The 15,760-nt window shown below is 66.5% G+C and carries 13 protein-coding genes; 11 read left to right on the forward strand and 2 right to left on the reverse strand.

The features are described 5' to 3' along the window. Window positions 1-23 precede the first annotated feature (23 nt). The 11 genes from IB278_RS14770 to IB278_RS14820 all read left to right on the forward strand — a co-directional run bounded on the left by IB278_RS14770 (window position 24) and on the right by IB278_RS14820 (window position 14,380). A complete protein-coding gene (locus IB278_RS14770; protein WP_192323772.1) occupies window positions 24-1,058 on the forward strand; it encodes a microcin C ABC transporter permease YejB in 1,035 nt (344 codons plus the stop codon). Further along, on the forward strand, window positions 1,051-2,094 hold the full coding sequence (locus IB278_RS14775; protein ID WP_145746685.1) for an ABC transporter permease: 1,044 nt from the start codon (window positions 1,051-1,053) through the stop codon (window positions 2,092-2,094). The genes IB278_RS14770 and IB278_RS14775 overlap by 8 nt, the downstream gene beginning before the upstream one ends. Continuing rightward, window positions 2,091-3,722, forward strand: a complete 1,632-nt coding sequence (locus tag IB278_RS14780) for an ABC transporter ATP-binding protein (protein ID WP_192323774.1) — start codon at window positions 2,091-2,093, stop codon at window positions 3,720-3,722. The genes IB278_RS14775 and IB278_RS14780 overlap by 4 nt, the downstream gene beginning before the upstream one ends. Before the next feature lie 19 nt (window positions 3,723-3,741). Continuing rightward, complete coding sequence (locus IB278_RS14785; RefSeq protein ID WP_145746687.1) at window positions 3,742-4,941, forward strand: YbfB/YjiJ family MFS transporter; 1,200 nt, start codon at window positions 3,742-3,744, stop codon at window positions 4,939-4,941. Window positions 4,942-5,109: 168 nt separating this feature from the next. Beyond that, window positions 5,110-5,757 carry a ribosome maturation factor RimP gene (gene rimP, locus IB278_RS14790; protein ID WP_192323776.1) on the forward strand — a complete coding sequence of 216 codons (648 nt, stop codon included), beginning with the start codon at window positions 5,110-5,112 and terminating at the stop codon, window positions 5,755-5,757. Between the two features lie 17 nt (window positions 5,758-5,774). Then, window positions 5,775-7,259: a transcription termination factor NusA gene (gene nusA / locus IB278_RS14795; RefSeq protein WP_012747851.1), complete on the forward strand. Its 1,485-nt coding sequence runs from the start codon at window positions 5,775-5,777 to the stop codon at window positions 7,257-7,259. 24 nt (window positions 7,260-7,283) lie between these two features. After that, window positions 7,284-10,238, forward strand: a complete 2,955-nt coding sequence (infB, locus tag IB278_RS14800) for a translation initiation factor IF-2 (RefSeq protein ID WP_192323777.1) — start codon at window positions 7,284-7,286, stop codon at window positions 10,236-10,238. A 24-nt stretch (window positions 10,239-10,262) separates the two neighbouring features. Further along, window positions 10,263-10,634, forward strand: coding sequence for a 30S ribosome-binding factor RbfA (gene rbfA / locus IB278_RS14805; protein ID WP_012747853.1), 372 nt, complete (start codon window positions 10,263-10,265; stop codon window positions 10,632-10,634). A gap of 2 nt (window positions 10,635-10,636) precedes the next feature. Further along, window positions 10,637-11,605, forward strand: coding sequence for a tRNA pseudouridine(55) synthase TruB (truB, locus tag IB278_RS14810; RefSeq protein ID WP_192323779.1), 969 nt, complete (start codon window positions 10,637-10,639; stop codon window positions 11,603-11,605). Beyond that, window positions 11,602-13,437 carry a translational GTPase TypA gene (gene typA, locus IB278_RS14815; protein ID WP_145746691.1) on the forward strand — a complete coding sequence of 612 codons (1,836 nt, stop codon included), beginning with the start codon at window positions 11,602-11,604 and terminating at the stop codon, window positions 13,435-13,437. The genes truB and typA overlap by 4 nt, the downstream gene beginning before the upstream one ends. A gap of 13 nt (window positions 13,438-13,450) precedes the next feature. Beyond that, window positions 13,451-14,380, forward strand: a complete 930-nt coding sequence (locus IB278_RS14820; RefSeq protein WP_192323781.1) for a DMT family transporter — start codon at window positions 13,451-13,453, stop codon at window positions 14,378-14,380. A gap of 74 nt (window positions 14,381-14,454) precedes the next feature. Here the strand turns inward: IB278_RS14820 and IB278_RS14825 are convergent, their stop codons facing one another. Further along, entirely contained in the window at window positions 14,455-14,850 is a 396-nt protein-coding gene (locus tag IB278_RS14825; RefSeq protein WP_192323783.1) for an ATP-binding protein, read from the reverse strand. A 72-nt stretch (window positions 14,851-14,922) separates the two neighbouring features. Further along, on the reverse strand, window positions 14,923-15,747 hold the full coding sequence (locus IB278_RS14830; protein WP_192323784.1) for an anti-sigma factor family protein: 825 nt from the start codon (window positions 15,745-15,747) through the stop codon (window positions 14,923-14,925). Window positions 15,748-15,760: the final 13 nt, after the last annotated feature.

Raw genomic sequence — 15,760 nt, forward strand, 5'->3', positions numbered from 1 at the left:
GCCGCACCGGACATGAACACCGAATGACCAGCTACATCCTCAAGCGCCTGCTGCTGATGATTCCCACGCTGCTGGGCGTGCTCGTCATCACCTTCGGCGTGATCCAGTTCGTGCCGGGCGGTCCGGTCGAGCAGATGGTGGCGCAATTGCAGGGACGCGATTCGGGCGGCGAGCGGGCCGCGGCCAGCGGTGCCGGCTACCGCGGCCGCCAGGGCCTCGACCCGCAGCGCGTCGAGGAGATCCGCAAGCTCTACGGCTTCGACAAGCCTGCCCATGAACGCCTGTGGACCATGCTGAAGTCGTTCGCGCGCTTCGACCTGGGCACCAGCTTCTATCAGCGCAAGGACGTCTGGCAGCTCATCAAGGAAAAGATGCCGGTGTCGATCAGCCTCGGCCTCTGGACCTTCTTCATCAGCTACCTCATCGCGGTGCCGCTCGGCGTGGCCAAGGCGGTGAGGGCCGGCACGCGCTTCGACTTCATCACCACGCTGATCGTGCTGATCGGCTATGCCATCCCGGGCTTCGTGCTGGGCGTGGCGCTGCTCGTGATCTTCGGCGGGCAGCTGCAGTGGTTTCCGCTGCGCGGCCTCACCTCGCCCAACTGGGAGAGCATGAGCTGGGGCGCGCGCATCGTCGACTACCTGTGGCACATCGCGCTGCCGGTGACGTCGATGGTGCTCGGCAGCTTTGCCGTCACCGCCATGCTCACGAAGAACTCCTTCCTCGAGGAAATCCGCAAGCAGTACGTGCTGACGGCGCGCGCCAAGGGGCTGTCGCAGCGGCAGGTGCTCTGGAAGCATGTGTTCCGCAATGCGCTGATTCCGATCATCACGGGCTTTCCGTCGGCCTTCATCGGTGCGTTCTTCACCGGCTCGCTGCTGATCGAGACGCTGTTCACGCTCGACGGCCTGGGCCTGCTGAGCTACGAGAGCGTGATCCGCCGCGACTATCCGGTGGTGCTGGGCACGCTCTACCTGTTCACGCTGATCGGCCTGGTCACCAAGCTGATTTCCGACCTCTGCTACGTCTGGGTCGATCCGAGGGTCAAGTTTGACTAGCGCCGCCATTGTTTCCGTAAGCCCGGGCCGCCGCGCCTGGCGCCGCTTCCGCCGCAATCCGCTGGGCTTCTGGAGCCTGGTGGTCTTCTCGACCCTGGTGGTACTGAGCCTGTTCGCCGAGCTGCTGTCCACCGAGAAGCCGCTGGTCGTGCGCTACGAGGGGCATACCTACTTCCCGGTGCTGCGCGACTACTCCGAGAAAACCTTCGGCGGCGATTTCGAGACGCCAGCCGACTATCTCGACCCTTTCATCCAGAAGCGCATCACCGAAGGTTCCAACTGGGCGCTCTATGCGCCCAACCGCTACGGTCCGCGCACGCTGAACTATTTCGCCTCGCAACCCAATCCCGCGGCACCCTCGCGCGAGAACTTCTTCGGCACCGACGACCGCGGCCGCGACCTGCTCGCGCAGCTGATCTACGGCTTTCGCGTGAGCGTGCTGTTCGGCCTGGCGCTGACCGTCATCGGCACGGTGCTTGGCGTGATCGCGGGGGCGGTGCAGGGCTACTTCGCGGGCAAGATCGACCTCGCGTTCCAGCGCTTCATCGAGATCTGGGCGTCGATGCCCGAGCTCTACCTGCTGATCATCTTCAGCGCGATCTTCGCGCCCAGCGTGGCGCTGCTGCTGATCCTGCTGAGCCTGTTCGGCTGGATGGGCCTGGCCGACTACGTGCGCGCCGAGTTCCTGCGCAACCGCCAGATGGACTACGTGCGCGCCGCGCGCGCCCTCGGCGTGGGCAACCTGCAGATCATGTGGCGCCACATCCTGCCCAACAGCATGGTGCCGGTCGTCACTTTCCTGCCGTTTCGCATGAGCGCGGCCATCCTGGCGCTGACCTCGCTCGATTTCCTGGGCCTGGGCGTGCCGCCGGGCACGCCGTCGCTGGGCGAACTGCTGAGCCAGGGCAAGGCCAACATCGACGCCTGGTGGATCTCGCTGTCCACCTTCGGCGTGCTGGTCGTGACGCTGATGCTGCTCACCTTCATGGGCGACGCGCTGCGCGACGCCCTCGATCCGCGGAAGGCCGACAAGTGAGCGAAACGAAGCACCAGCCGCTGCTGGACGTGAAAGAGCTGCGCGTGGCCTTCGGCGGCAAGGAGGTGGTGCACGGCATCGACTTCCGCATCGCCGCGGGGGAGAAGCTCGCGCTGGTCGGCGAATCGGGTTCGGGCAAGACCGTGACGGCGCTGTCGCTGCTGCGGCTGGCGCAGAACGCCGACGTGGCCGGCACGGCGACCTTGTTCGGCTCCGCAGATGCGCCGAACGGGCGCGACCTGCTCTCGATCCCGGAGCGGGAGCTGCGCGGCATCCGCGGCAAGGAGATCGCGATGATCTTCCAGGAGCCGATGACCGCCCTCAACGCGCTCTACACCGTGGGCGACCAGATCGCCGAGGTGCTCGAACTGCACGAGGGCCTGTCGGCGCGCGCGGCCCAGGCGGCCGCCGTGCAATTGCTGGCCGACACCGGCATTCCGGAGCCGGAGCGGCGGGCGAGGGCGTTTCCGCACCAGCTTTCAGGCGGCCAGCGCCAGCGCGCGATGATCGCCATGGCGCTCGCCTGCAAGCCGCGCCTGCTGCTGGCCGACGAGCCGACCACCGCGCTCGACGTCACGGTGCGCGCGCAAATCCTCGAACTGCTCGCCGATCTGCAGCGCCGGCATGGTATGGCCGTGCTGCTGATCACGCACGACCTCAACTTGGTGCGCCGCTTCGCCGACCGGATCGCCGTGATGGAAGACGGCCACGTGGTGGAGCAGGGCGCCGTGGCGGCCGTGTTCGAGGCGCCGCAGCACGCCTACACCCGCAAGCTGATCGACAGCCACCCGGAGCGCGATGTCACCGCCGTGCCCGCGGGTGCCGGCGCGCGGCCGTTGCTCGAGGCCACCGGCTTGCGCGTGAGCTACCCGGTGCCGCGGCCCGGTTTTGCCGGCTGGTTCCGCAAGGGCGAATTCATCGCGGTGCAGAACGCGGACTTCCGCATCGCGCCCGGCGAAACCCTGGGCGTGGTGGGCGAGTCCGGATCGGGCAAGTCCACGCTGGCGCTGGCCGCCCTCGGGCTGCTGAAGCACCAGGGCGCACTCAAGGTGGGCGGCAAGGGCTGGGCGGTGGACCGGAGTTCCGACCTGGCCTTGCGGCGGGTCATGCAGGTGGTGTTCCAGGACCCGTTCTCTTCGCTGTCGCCGCGCATGACGGTCGAACAGATCGTGGGCGAGGGGCTGCGCGTGCACGCACCCGAGCTCAGCACGGCCCAGCGCCGCGCGCGGGCGCTGGCGGCGCTGGCCGACGTGGGCTTGGGCGAGGCGCAGTTTCCCTCGCTGCTCGAGCGCTATCCGCACGAGTTCTCGGGCGGGCAGCGCCAGCGGCTCGCGATTGCGCGCGCGCTCATCGTCGATCCGCAGCTGCTGGTGCTCGACGAGCCCACGAGCGCGCTCGACGTGACGATCCAGAAACAGGTGCTGGGGCTGCTGCAGCGCCTGCAGCGCGAGCGCGGCCTGAGCTACCTGCTGATCACGCACGACGTCGAGGTGATCCGCGCCATGGCGCACCAGGTCATCGTGATGAAGGATGGCGCCATCCTCGAAGCCGGTGCGGTCGAGCGCGTGCTCGATGCGCCCGAGCATCCCTACACAAAGAAGCTGGTGGCCGCCGCGCTGCTGGAATAGAACAACGGAATCAAAGGAAATGTCGGATATCGGACGGGACAGGCGCGGTGCCTGGCGCGCGGCACTGGCGTGCATGGTGACCTTGGCCGTTGCCATGGGCCTGGGGCGCTTTGCCTTCACGCCCATGCTGCCGATCATGCTGCACGAGGGAAAGCTCCAACTCGAGGCCGGCGGCGTGCTGGCTTCGCTCAATTACCTCGGTTACTTTCTTGGCGCAGTCAGTTGCGCGGCCATCGGCATCCAGGCCAAGCGCATGGTGCGCGGCGGCCTCGTGGCCACGGCGGCGCTGCTGGTGGGCATGGGCGTGCTGCACAGCTTCACAAGCTGGGGCATCCTGCGCGCGGCGGCTGGGGTGATGAGTGCCTGGGTCTTTGTTTTCGCGTCCGGCTGGGGCCTGCGGCGGCTGGCCGAAACCCATTCCCCGGCGCTGGCTGGCGTGATCTACACGGGTCCCGGCATCGGCATCGCGATGACCGGCCTGCTCGGCGGCGCGCTCGGACGCTGGGGTTCCGAGGCGGGATGGATCGGCCTGGGCCTCTTGGCGGTGGTGCTGGTGGCGTCGATCTGGCGCGTGTTCGACGATGGTGACTCGCCCTCGGCGCAAGGCTCCGCGGGCGCGCCGTCCGCCCAGGCCGGCGTGCCCGCGTCGCCTTCCGCGCGCAGCGACGCCGTCTGGCTGGTCGCGCTCTATGGGCTGGCCGGCTTCGGCTACATCATCACCGCCACCTTCCTGCCGGTGATCGCGCGCCAGGCCCTGCCGGGCTCGCCATGGCCCGACTTCTTCTGGCCCCTGTTCGGGCTGGCGATCATCCCGGGCGCGCTGATCGGCGCCCGCGCCCCCATCCATTGGGACAACCGGCTGCTGCTGGCCGCGGCCTATGCGCTGCAGGCGCTGGGCGTGGTGCTCTCGGTGGCGTGGCCCACCATCACCGGCTTTGCGCTCGGCAGCCTGCTGCTGGGGATGCCTTTCACGGCCATCACCCTTTTTGCGATGCGGGATGCGCGCCGGCTGCGCGGCAATGCCGCGGCCGGGCTGATCGGCTATGCGACCGCGTCCTACGGTGTCGGCCAGATCATCGGCCCGCTGTTTGCGGCGCCGCTGGCCCAGCGGACCGGGTCTTTCGAGCTCCCGCTGCTGGTGGCCGCCGCCGCTCTGGCGCTCGGATCGGTGCTGTTTGCCGTGGTCTGGTCAAAATCCCGCCGCAAAGTGGCGCTTTGAGCAGGCCAAGCCACTTCATTTATCACGGGAATAGCATATAATTCGAGGCTCACGACCAAACGGGCGGGTACCAACCGCCCGTTTTTTTTGGTCTATGCAATTTCGATGCGTGACACCCGTGGCGGCGGGTGGCACGCATAAGCATTTTTACAAGGCAATTTCAAACACGTGGCATTGCAGCAGACAGTGGAACAAACCGTGGCCGGTCTCGGCTACGACCTGGTCGAGATCGAACGCTCGGCCGGGGGATTGCTGCGCGTGACAATTGATTTGCCCTGGACTGCCCCCACATCGGAAGCTGTGGCTGCAGGCATTCCCGAACCCTTCGTGACGGTCGAGGATTGCGAGAAGGTCACGCGCCAGTTGCAGTTTGCGCTCGAGGTAGACGGTGTCGATTACAAGCGGCTCGAGGTTTCCTCGCCGGGTATTGACCGTCCGCTTCGCAATGAGCAGGATTTCGAGCGTTTCGTGGGCGAGGTGATCGACATCACGCTCAAGGCGCCCATGGGTGCCGCGGCGGCGGGGCAGGTGTCTGCCACCCGCAAGAAATTTCGCGGCACGCTGGAGCGTGCTGAAAAGGCGGAAGGGGCCGACGGAGCCCCGGGCTGGCAAATCGTCTGGAGCGATGCGCCGGAGCCCAAACCGGGTCAAAAAGTCAGCAAGAAGCGCGCGCCTGCAAAGTTGCATGCGCTCGGTTTCATGCTGGATGAGTTGCGCGATGCGCGGCTCGCGCCAATTGTGGATTTCAAGGGCCGCAGGGCCAAAACCCAACCGGGTTTTTCGGATATTGACGACGGAACCAACGTTCCGGACTGACTAGAGGAGTGGGTGGCATGAATCGCGAAATGTTGATGTTGGTGGATGCGATCTCGCGCGAGAAGAACGTCGAGCGCGACGTGGTTTTCGGCGCGGTCGAGTCCGCGCTGGCGCAAGCCACCAAGAAGCTCCACCAGGGCGACGTGGACATCCGCGTCTCGGTCGACCGCGACAGCGGCGACTACGAGACCTTCCGCCGCTGGCACGTCGTCCCCGACGAAGCCGGCCTGCAGCTGCCCGATCAGGAAATCCTCCTGTTCGAAGCCAAGGAAGAAATGCCCGACATCGAGGTCGGCGAGTACATCGAGGAAGCGGTGGACTCGGTGCCGATCGGCCGCATCGGTGCCATGGCCGCCAAACAGGTCATCCTGCAGAAAATCCGCGATGCCGAGCGCGAGATGCTGCTCAACGACTTCATGTCGCGCGGCGACAAGATCTTCGTGGGCACCGTCAAGCGCCTGGACAAGGGCGACATCATCGTGGAGGCCGGCCGCGTCGAAGGGCGCCTGCGCCGCAGCGAGATGATCGCCAAGGAAAACCTGCGCAACGGCGACCGCGTGCGGGCCATGATCATGGAAGTCGACCTGACGCTGCGCGGCGCGCCGATCATCCTGTCGCGCTCGGCGCCCGAGTTCATGATCGAGCTGTTCCGCCAGGAAGTGCCCGAAATCGAACAGGGCCTGCTCGAGATCAAGAGCTGCGCCCGCGATCCCGGCTCGCGCGCCAAGATCGCCGTGCTCTCGCACGACAAGCGTGTCGACCCCATTGGCACCTGTGTCGGCGTGCGCGGCACGCGCGTCAACGCCGTGACCAACGAGCTCGCCGGCGAGCGCGTGGACATCGTGCTGTGGAGCGAGGACCCGGCCCAGTTCGTGATCGGCGCCCTGGCCCCGGCCAACGTGTCGTCCATCGTGGTCGATGAAGAAAAGCACGCCATGGACGTGGTGGTCGACGAGGAGAACCTCGCCATCGCGATCGGCCGCGGCGGCCAGAACGTGAGGCTTGCCTCCGATCTGACCGGCTGGAAGATCAACATCATGGACGCCAATGAATCGGCCCAGAAGCAGGCGAGCGAAACCGACGCCAGCCGCAAGCTGTTCATGGAAAAACTCGACGTCGACGAGGAAATCGCCGACATCCTGATCTCCGAGGGCTTCAACAGCCTCGAGGAAGTCGCCTATGTGCCGATCTCCGAAATGCTGGAGATCGAAGCCTTCGACGAAGACACGATCAACGAGCTTCGTTCGCGCGCCAAGGATGCGCTGTTGACCATGGAAATCGCCAAGGAAGAGGGCGTCGAGACCGTCTCGCAGAACCTGCGCGACCTCGAAGGCCTCGACCCCGAGCTGATTCCCAAGCTGGCCGAGGCGGGTGTGCACACCCGCGACGACCTCGCCGACCTCGCGGTCGATGAACTCACCGAGATCACCGGCCACAGCGCCGATGACGCCAAAGCCCTCATCTTGAAAGCCCGCGAACATTGGTTCGCCGGCCAAGAGTGATGGTCATGGAGGCACGAAACCAATATGTCCAGTACCACTGTCGCCGAGTTCGCGAACGAGCTCAAGAAGACTCCCGAAACCTTGCTTGACCAGCTCAAGAGCGCAGGCGTGCCCAAGGCGGCACCCACCGATGCGCTCACCGAGGCTGACAAGCAGCGCCTGCTCGGCTTTCTCAAAGCCAGCCATGGCACCGCCGAGCCCGAGCGCAAGAAGATCACGCTGACGAAAAAGTCGACCAGCGAGATCAAGCAGGCCGACGCCACCGGCCGCGCCCGCACCATCCAGGTCGAGGTGCGCAAGAAGCGCACCTTCATCCAGCGCGACGACGGCCACCCGGCCACGCCCGAGGCGCAACCGGTGGCCGAGGCGCCTGCCGCGGCACCTGCCGCACCCCGCATCGACGAAGCCGAACTGGCCCGCCGCGAGGAAGAGGCGCGCCGCCAGGCCGAGCTGATCCGCCGCCAGGAAGAAGAACTGGCCGAGAAGCGCCGCCTGCGCGAAGAAGCCGAAGCCCGCGAACGCGAACAGGCCGAAAAGGCCGAGCGCGCGGAACAGGCCGAACAGGAAGCCGCACGCGCCGCCGCCGAGAAGAAGGCCGCCGCCGAAGCCGCTGCCGCGCCCGCCAAGGAAGCGGCCAAGCCGGTCGCCGCGCCTGTTGCAGCCGCTGCAGCCGCCGCCGAACAGCAGGCCGCCGACACCAAGCTGGCCGCCCAGACGGCCGCCACGCAGGCCAAGGAAGACGCGAAGGCCAAGGCCGCCGCCGAATCGAAGGCCCGTGCCGACGAGGAAGCCGCCCGCGCCAAGGACCTGGACGAGCGCCGCCGCAAGGCCCTGGCCGAAGCCGAAGCCATTCGCGCCATGATGAACGCACCGGCCCGCGTGCTGGTGCCGCACAAGGCGCCCGAGAAGCCGCAGCCCGAAAAGGCCGCGGTCAAGGGCACGCTGCACAAGCCGGCCACGCCCGCAGCGCGTCCCGGCGCGCCGGCCGCACCGGGTGCTGCCGCAGCCCCTGGCGCTGCTGGTGCCGGCAAGGAAGTCAAGTCGGCCAAGCTCTCTTCGAGCTGGGCGGGCGATCCTGCCAAAAAGAAGGAAATCAAGACCCGCGGCGATGCCAGCGGGGGTGTCGGCCGCGGCAACTGGCGCGGAGGCCCGCGCGGCCGCCGTGGCAGCAATGACCGTGGAGGCCACGAAGAGCATGTGCAGGCCGCACCGGTGGAGGCGCGCATTCTCGAAGTGCACGTGCCCGAAACCATCACGGTGGCCGAGCTTGCGCACAAGATGGCCGTCAAGGCGCAGGAAGTCATCAAGCAGCTTATGAAGCTGGGCCAGATGGCGACCATCAACCAGTCGCTGGACCAGGACACCGCCATGATCCTGGTGGAGGAAATGGGCCACAACGCGGTCGTTGCCGCGCTGGACGACCCTGAAGCCTTCACCGACGAGGACGTGTCGGCGCAAACCGCCGAAGCACTGCCGCGCGCACCGGTCGTGACCGTCATGGGCCACGTCGACCACGGCAAGACCTCGCTGCTCGACTACATCCGCCGCGCCAAGGTCGCAGCGGGCGAAGCCGGTGGCATCACGCAGCACATCGGTGCCTACCATGTGCAGACCGAACGCGGCATGGTGTCCTTCCTCGACACCCCGGGCCACGAGGCCTTCACGGCCATGCGTGCCCGCGGTGCGCAGGCCACCGACATCGTCATCCTCGTGGTGGCGGCCGACGACGGCGTCATGCCGCAGACCAAGGAAGCCATCAAGCACGCGAAGGCTGCGGGTGTGCCGATCGTGGTTGCCATCAACAAGATCGACAAGCCCGATGCCAGCCCGGACCGCGTGAAGCAGGAACTGGTGACCGAGGAGGTCGTGCCCGAAGAGTACGGCGGCGACGTGCCGTTCGTGCCGGTGTCCGCCAAGACGGGCCAGGGCATCGACGAACTGCTCGAGCAGGTGTTGCTGCAGGCCGAAGTGCTGGAACTCAAGGCGCCGGTGGATGCCGCCGCCAAGGGCCTGGTCATCGAAGCGCAGCTCGACAAGGGCCGCGGCCCGGTCGCGACCGTGCTGGTCCAGTCCGGCACGCTCAAGACCGGCGACGTGGTGCTGGCGGGTTCGACCTATGGCCGCGTGCGCGCCATGCTCGACGAAGACGGCAAGACCATCAAGTCGGCCGGCCCCTCGATCCCGGTCGAGATCCAGGGCCTGACCGAGGTGCCGCAGGCGGGCGACGAGTTCATGGTGATGAGCGACGAGCGCCGTGCGCGCGAAATCGCCACCTACCGTGCCGGCAAGTTCCGCAACACCAAGCTGGCGAAGGCCCAGGCTGCGAACCTGCAGAACATGTTCACCGACCTCTCGGCCGGCGAAGTGCAGACGCTGCGCATCATCATCAAGGCCGACGTGCAGGGCTCGCAGGAAGCGCTGGCCCAGTCGCTGCTCAAGCTGGCGACCGACGAGGTCAAGGTGCAGATCGTGTACGCCGGCGTGGGCGGCATCAGCGAAAGCGACATCAACCTCGCGATCGCCTCGAAGGCCATCGTGATCGGCTTCAACGTGCGCGCCGATGCCGGTGCGCGCAAGCTGGCCGAAGGCAATGGCGTGCAGCTGAACTACTACAGCATCATTTACGACGCCGTGGACGAGATCAAGGTCGCGATGTCGGGCATGCTGGCACCGGAGCGCCGCGAGGAAATCATCGGCTCGGCCGAGATCCGCACGGTGTTCGTGGCTTCGAAGATCGGTACGGTCGCGGGTTCGTACATCACCTCGGGTTCGGTCAACCGCAGTGCGCATTTCCGCCTGCTGCGCGACAACGTGGTGGTCTACACCGGCGAGGTCGACTCGATCAAGCGCATGAAGGACGATGTCCGCGAAGTGCGCGAAGGCTTCGAGTGCGGTATCAAGCTCAAGAACTACAACGACATCAAAGAGGGCGATCAGCTCGAGTTCTTCGAGATCAAGGAGATTGCCCGTACGCTGTAACAAGCGTTCGATGCGACGAAGTCCATGCCCAAAAGAAAAGCCGCCGCCCCCAACCGCGCGTTCAAGGTTGCCGACCAGATCCAGCGGGATCTGACGGAGCTGATCGCGCGCGAGTTGAAGGATCCGCGCGTGGGCATGGTCACGATCCAGGCGGTCGAGGTCACGCCCGACTATGCGCACGCGAAGATCTACTTCAGCATGCTCACGGGCGACGTGACCGAAACCACCGAAGCGCTGAACCAGGCCGCGGGCTTCTTGCGCAACGGCCTGTTCAAGCGCCTCCACATCCACACCGTGCCGACGCTGCACTTCCTGTTCGACCGCACCACCGAGCGTGCGGCCGACATGAATGCGCTCATTGCGCAGGCCGTCGCTTCGCGTTCGAAAGACGACTAGCGATGAATGCGCCACGCACAAGGGTGCAGCGGCGCCCTGTGCATGGGGTGTTGTTGCTCGACAAGCCGCTGGGACTTTCCAGCAACCAGGCCTTGCAGAAGGCCAAGTGGTTGCTGCGCGCCGAAAAGGCGGGCCATACCGGTACGCTCGATCCGCTGGCCACCGGCGTGTTGCCGCTGTGCTTTGGCGCGGCCACCAAGTTCAGCCAATTGCACCTCGATGCCGACAAGACCTACGAGGCCACGGCACGCCTTGGCATCAAGACCTCCACCGGCGACGCCGAGGGCGAGGTGATTGCCGAGCGCCCGGTGCACGTCACGCCTGAAGACCTGGCCCGCGTCGAGGTGCAGTTCACCGGCCCGATCCGGCAGGTGCCGCCGATGCACAGCGCGCTCAAGAAGGACGGCAAGGCGCTGTACGAATACGCACGCGAAGGCGTCGAGATCGAGCGGGCGCCGCGCGACGTGGTCATTCATGCCTTGGAGATCACGCAGGCAGCCTCCGAATCGGCAGGCAACGCCATCAGGATCGTGGCTTCCGTGAGCAAGGGCACCTACATCCGTACGCTGGGCGAAGACATCGGCGAGGCGCTGGGTTGCGGTGCGCACCTCACGTCGCTGCGCCGCACGGCCACCGGCGGCTTCGGCGAGGCACAGTGCATCACGCTCGAAGCGCTCGAAGCCATGGGCGAGGAAGAGCGGCTGGCGCAATTGTTGCCTGCCGAATCCCTGGTCGAGGGCCATACGGTCGTCACGCTCGGCAGCGAAGATGCGGGGCGCTTCCTGTCCGGCCTGCGCCGCCGCGGCACCTGGCCCGATGCCGACCATGTGGCGGTGTTCGGCGAAGCGCCTCCCGCCTTCCTGGGCACGGCCCACATCGCCGCCAACGAATTGATCCCGGGGCGCTTGCTGAACCCCATCGAAATCCAGCAAATTCTTTTGAACGCACAACAGACCGAAGCGACACCATGAGTACCAAGCAAATCCGCAATATCGCCATCATTGCCCACGTCGACCATGGCAAAACCACGATGGTCGACCAGCTGCTGCGGCAGTCGGGCACCTTTGCCGAGCACGAGAAAGTGGTCGACACGGTGATGGACAACAACGCCATCGAAAAGGAACGTGGCATCACGATCCTGGCCAAGAACTGCGCCGTGACCTGGGAAGGCACGCACATCAACATCGTCGACACCCCCGGCCACGCGGACTTCGGCGGCGAAGTGGAGCGCGCGCTCTCCATGGTCGATGGCGTGGTGCTGCTGATCGACGCCCAGGAAGGCCCGATGCCGCAGACGCGCTTCGTGACCAAGAAGGCGCTGGCCCTGGGCCTGAAGCCCATCCTGGTCGTGAACAAGGTCGACAAGCCGGGCGCGAATCCCGACAAGGTGGTGAACGCCGCCTTCGACCTGTTCGACAAGCTCGGCGCGACCGACGAGCAGCTCGACTTCCCCGTGGTGTATGCCTCGGGCATCAACGGCTGGTCGTCGCTCGAAGAGGGTGCGCCCGGCGAGCAGTGGGGCCCCGACATGTCGGCGCTGTTCAACACCATCCTGAAGCACGTGCCGGCCCAGAAGGGTGACCCCAACGCACCGCTGCAGCTGCAGATTTCCGCGCTCGACTTCTCGACCTTCGTCGGCCGCATCGGCGTGGGCCGCATCAGCCAGGGCACGCTGAAGCCGATGATGGACGTGCTGGTCATGGAAGGACCGGACGGAAAGTCGATCAAGGGCCGCGTGAACCAGGTGCTGACCTTCCAGGGCCTGGACCGCGTGCAGGCCACCGAAGCCGGCCCGGGCGAGATCGTGCTGATCAACGGCATTGCCGACATCGGCATCGGCGTGACCGTGACCGACCCGGCCAACCCGGCGCCGCTGCCCATGCTCAAGGTCGACGAACCGACCCTGACCATGAACTTCTGCGTCAACACCAGCCCGCTGGCCGGCCGCGAAGGCAAGTTCGTCACCAGCCGCCAGATCTGGGACCGCCTGCAGAAGGAACTGCAGCACAACGTGGCGCTGCGCGTGAACGAAACCGACGAGGAAGGCATCTTCGAGGTGATGGGCCGCGGCGAACTGCACCTGACCATCCTGCTGGAAAACATGCGCCGCGAAGGCTATGAAATGGCCGTGTCGAAGCCGCGCGTGGTGTTCCGCACGGTCAACGGCGAGAAGCACGAGCCGATCGAACTGGTGACGGCCGACATCGAAGAGCAGCACCAGGGCGGCGTGATGCAGGCCCTCGGCGAGCGCAAGGGCGAGCTGGTCAACATGGAACCGGACGGCCGCGGCCGCGTGCGCCTCGAGTACCGCATTCCGGCGCGCGGCCTGATCGGCTTCACCAACGAATTCCTGAACCTGACGCGCGGCTCGGGCCTCATCAGCAACATCTTCGACAGCTACGAACCGCACAAGGGCGAGATCGGCAGCCGCAAGAACGGCGTGCTGATTTCCATGGACGACGGTGAAATCTTCACTTACGCCCTGGGCAAGCTCGACGACCGCGGCCGCATGTTCGTGAAGGCGAACGACCCGGTGTACGAAGGCATGATCGTGGGCATCCACAGCCGCGACAACGACCTGGTGGTGAACGCCACGCGCACCAAGCAGCTGACCAACTTCCGCGTCTCGGGCAAGGAAGATGCGATCAAGATCACGCCACCGATCGAACTCACGCTGGAATACGGCGTGGAATTCATCGAGGACGACGAGCTGGTCGAGATCACGCCCAAGAGCGTTCGCCTGCGCAAGCGCTTCCTCAAGGAAAACGAGCGCAAGCGGGCCAGCCGCGAAATGGCGAGCTGATCGCCATCCGGCCATGGTGCTGCGCCTGACCCACGGCGGAGCCGTGTGGCTGATGGTCGCCGTGACCCTGATGTGGGCCACGGCGGGCGTCGTCACGCGGCACCTGGCGCAGGCCCACAGTTTCGAGATCACCTTCTGGCGCAGCCTCTTCACGATGCTCGCGTTGCTGGTGATCTTGCCGCTTTGGCGGGGCCGGGCGGTGTTTTCGCAGATCCGCTCGGGCGGGCGCGAGCTCTGGATCTCGGGCGTCTGCTGGACCGTGATGTTCACGGCCTTCATGGTGGCGCTCACGCTGGCTTCGACGGCCAGCGTGCTGGTCACGATGTCCCTTGGCCCATTGCTCACCGCGCTGGCCGCGCGCCTGTTCATCGGCCATCGCCTGCCTGCGCGGACCTGGGTGGCCATCGTGGTGGCTGGCCTCGGCATTGCCTGGATGTACGGCACGCAACTGATGCAGGGCGGGGCGGCGGGCGGATCGCTGCTCGGAACCCTGGTGGCGCTGTGCGTGCCGCTCGCGGGCGCCGCCAACTGGACGGTGGTTCAGCATGCGCGTGCCAAGGGGCATGACATCGACCTGGTTCCCGCGGTGCTGATTGGCGCGGCGCTCAGCGCGCTGCTCACGCTGCCTTTTGCGCTGCCGTTCCAGGCCAATGCGCACGATCTCGGCCTGCTGGCCTTCCTGGGTGTTTTCCAGCTGGCCATTCCCTGCGTGCTGGCGGTGCTGTGCGCGCAGGTGCTCAAGGCGCCCGAAGTGGCGCTGCTCGCGCTGCTCGAAGTGATCTTCGGCATTGCACTGGCCTGGATCGGTGCGGGCGAGGAGCCGGCTGCGAGCGTGCTGACCGGCGGTGCGCTGGTCATCGGAGCGCTGGTGTTCAACGAACTGCTGGCGCTGCGCGGACGCCGCGCCACCGTGGCCGACAACGCGCTTCCCAGCGCGCACTGAACTGCGCCAGCGAGCCGAAAAGAAAAAGGCCCAGGCATCTGCCGGGGCCTTCGCGCGATCAGGCGATCACGGGATCAGGGACGGGCCACCTTCCAGGCGCCGTTCAGGATGCCGTCGCCGGTCTTGTCGCCCGGCTTGCTGTCCTTGGTCCAGTAGTAGAGCGGCCAGCCCTTGTAGGCCCACTGCCTCTTGCCGTCTTCGCGCACGATGATGGTGTAGCCGCCCATCGGCTTGGCGGTTTCGGCCACCGGCAGCGGCGGCCAGTTGGCGGCGCACTGGGCATTGCAGGCCGAAGTGCCTGCACCGGCCGTGTCGCGGGCGAAGGTGTACAGCGTCATGCCATTCGGGCCGACCAGCACGCCGTCGGCGGTGCGGGTGGGGGTGTCGGGGGCGCTGGCGGTCTTGTTGGACATGCCGCCGCAGCCGGCGAGCAAGGCCGCCGCGAGGATCGAGGCGCTGAGCAATTTCATGCAGTTTCTCCTTCAGTTGAAAAATCGCGAAAACAAGGCAGTGGTTGCGCGACACGGCAGTTTATGCCGGCCTCACGACAAATCGCGGTAGGCGAGCGTCGCGAGTTTCAGCAAAACTTCACGCGGCAGCTTGCCGGCAACGGCGTAACCGAAGCCCTGGTCGACCCAGTAAAAGCTCGGTACCGGTCCTTCGGATGCGAAACGGAAGGCTGTTTCGCGCGCTGCGCCCGTGCCGGCGGCGCCCTGGCTGTCGAGGGTGCCGATGTAGAGCGTGATGCGCTCGCCGGCGCCGTCCTCGAACATGAACTGGGCGCGCGCGCCGCTTTCCCCAGGCAAGAGCCGGCCGCCGACCAGCGCGTAGCCCATGGCCGTCAGGTCGGGCACCTTGAGCGGCCTGTCGAGGCGCTTGGACAGCCACTGCACGAGGTGCTGCTGCTCGCTGGCGGCCACTTCGACCGGATGCCTTTTCTCGGGCGCATAGACGGCATGCGCAATCGAAGCGTCGTGCACGAATTCGCGCATGGCAGGCGCCCTGGCCAGCTGGGCCGAAGCGGCGCGCTGCATCGACCATTGGGCATTGCCGAGCCAGCCGGCGGCAAAGGCGATCAGCACGCCGGCCGCCACGCCGCCCCATCTCATCCAGTGGCCTTGCCGGGCCCGGCGAGTCTGGCTGCGACCGAGCGCGTTCATCAGGGACGCAGGCACGGGCTCGTCCAGCAGTTCGCCGTGCAGCCGGCGCAGCGCATCGCGCTGGGTGCGCCAGGCCGCCACCCGCGCCGCAAGGGCCGGGTCGCGCGCCACGGCGCCCTCGACCTCGGCGCGGCGTTCCGGTGCCAGCTGGCCATCGACGAGGGCATGCAACTCGTCGTCGGTAGGGGGCGGGGCAGGGCGATTCATGATGAGGCGGCAA

Origin of the sequence: Variovorax sp. VRV01 (assembly GCF_014852545.1) — a bacterium.
Classification (GTDB): Bacteria; Pseudomonadota; Gammaproteobacteria; order Burkholderiales; family Burkholderiaceae_C; genus Variovorax; species Variovorax beijingensis_A.

Coding starts and splice junctions, on each gene's coding strand:
- IB278_RS14770 (WP_192323772.1), top strand. CDS start 24: ATGACCAGCTACATCCTCAAGCGCCTGCTGCTGATGATTCCCACGCTG.
- IB278_RS14785 (WP_145746687.1), top strand. CDS start 3,742: ATGTCGGATATCGGACGGGACAGGCGCGGTGCCTGGCGCGCGGCACTG.
- nusA (WP_012747851.1), top strand. CDS start 5,775: ATGAATCGCGAAATGTTGATGTTGGTGGATGCGATCTCGCGCGAGAAG.
- infB (WP_192323777.1), top strand. CDS start 7,284: ATGTCCAGTACCACTGTCGCCGAGTTCGCGAACGAGCTCAAGAAGACT.
- rbfA (WP_012747853.1), top strand. CDS start 10,263: ATGCCCAAAAGAAAAGCCGCCGCCCCCAACCGCGCGTTCAAGGTTGCC.
- truB (WP_192323779.1), top strand. CDS start 10,637: ATGAATGCGCCACGCACAAGGGTGCAGCGGCGCCCTGTGCATGGGGTG.
- typA (WP_145746691.1), top strand. CDS start 11,602: ATGAGTACCAAGCAAATCCGCAATATCGCCATCATTGCCCACGTCGAC.
- IB278_RS14820 (WP_192323781.1), top strand. CDS start 13,451: ATGGTGCTGCGCCTGACCCACGGCGGAGCCGTGTGGCTGATGGTCGCC.
- IB278_RS14825 (WP_192323783.1), bottom strand. CDS start 14,850: ATGAAATTGCTCAGCGCCTCGATCCTCGCGGCGGCCTTGCTCGCCGGC.
- IB278_RS14830 (WP_192323784.1), bottom strand. CDS start 15,747: ATGAATCGCCCTGCCCCGCCCCCTACCGACGACGAGTTGCATGCCCTC.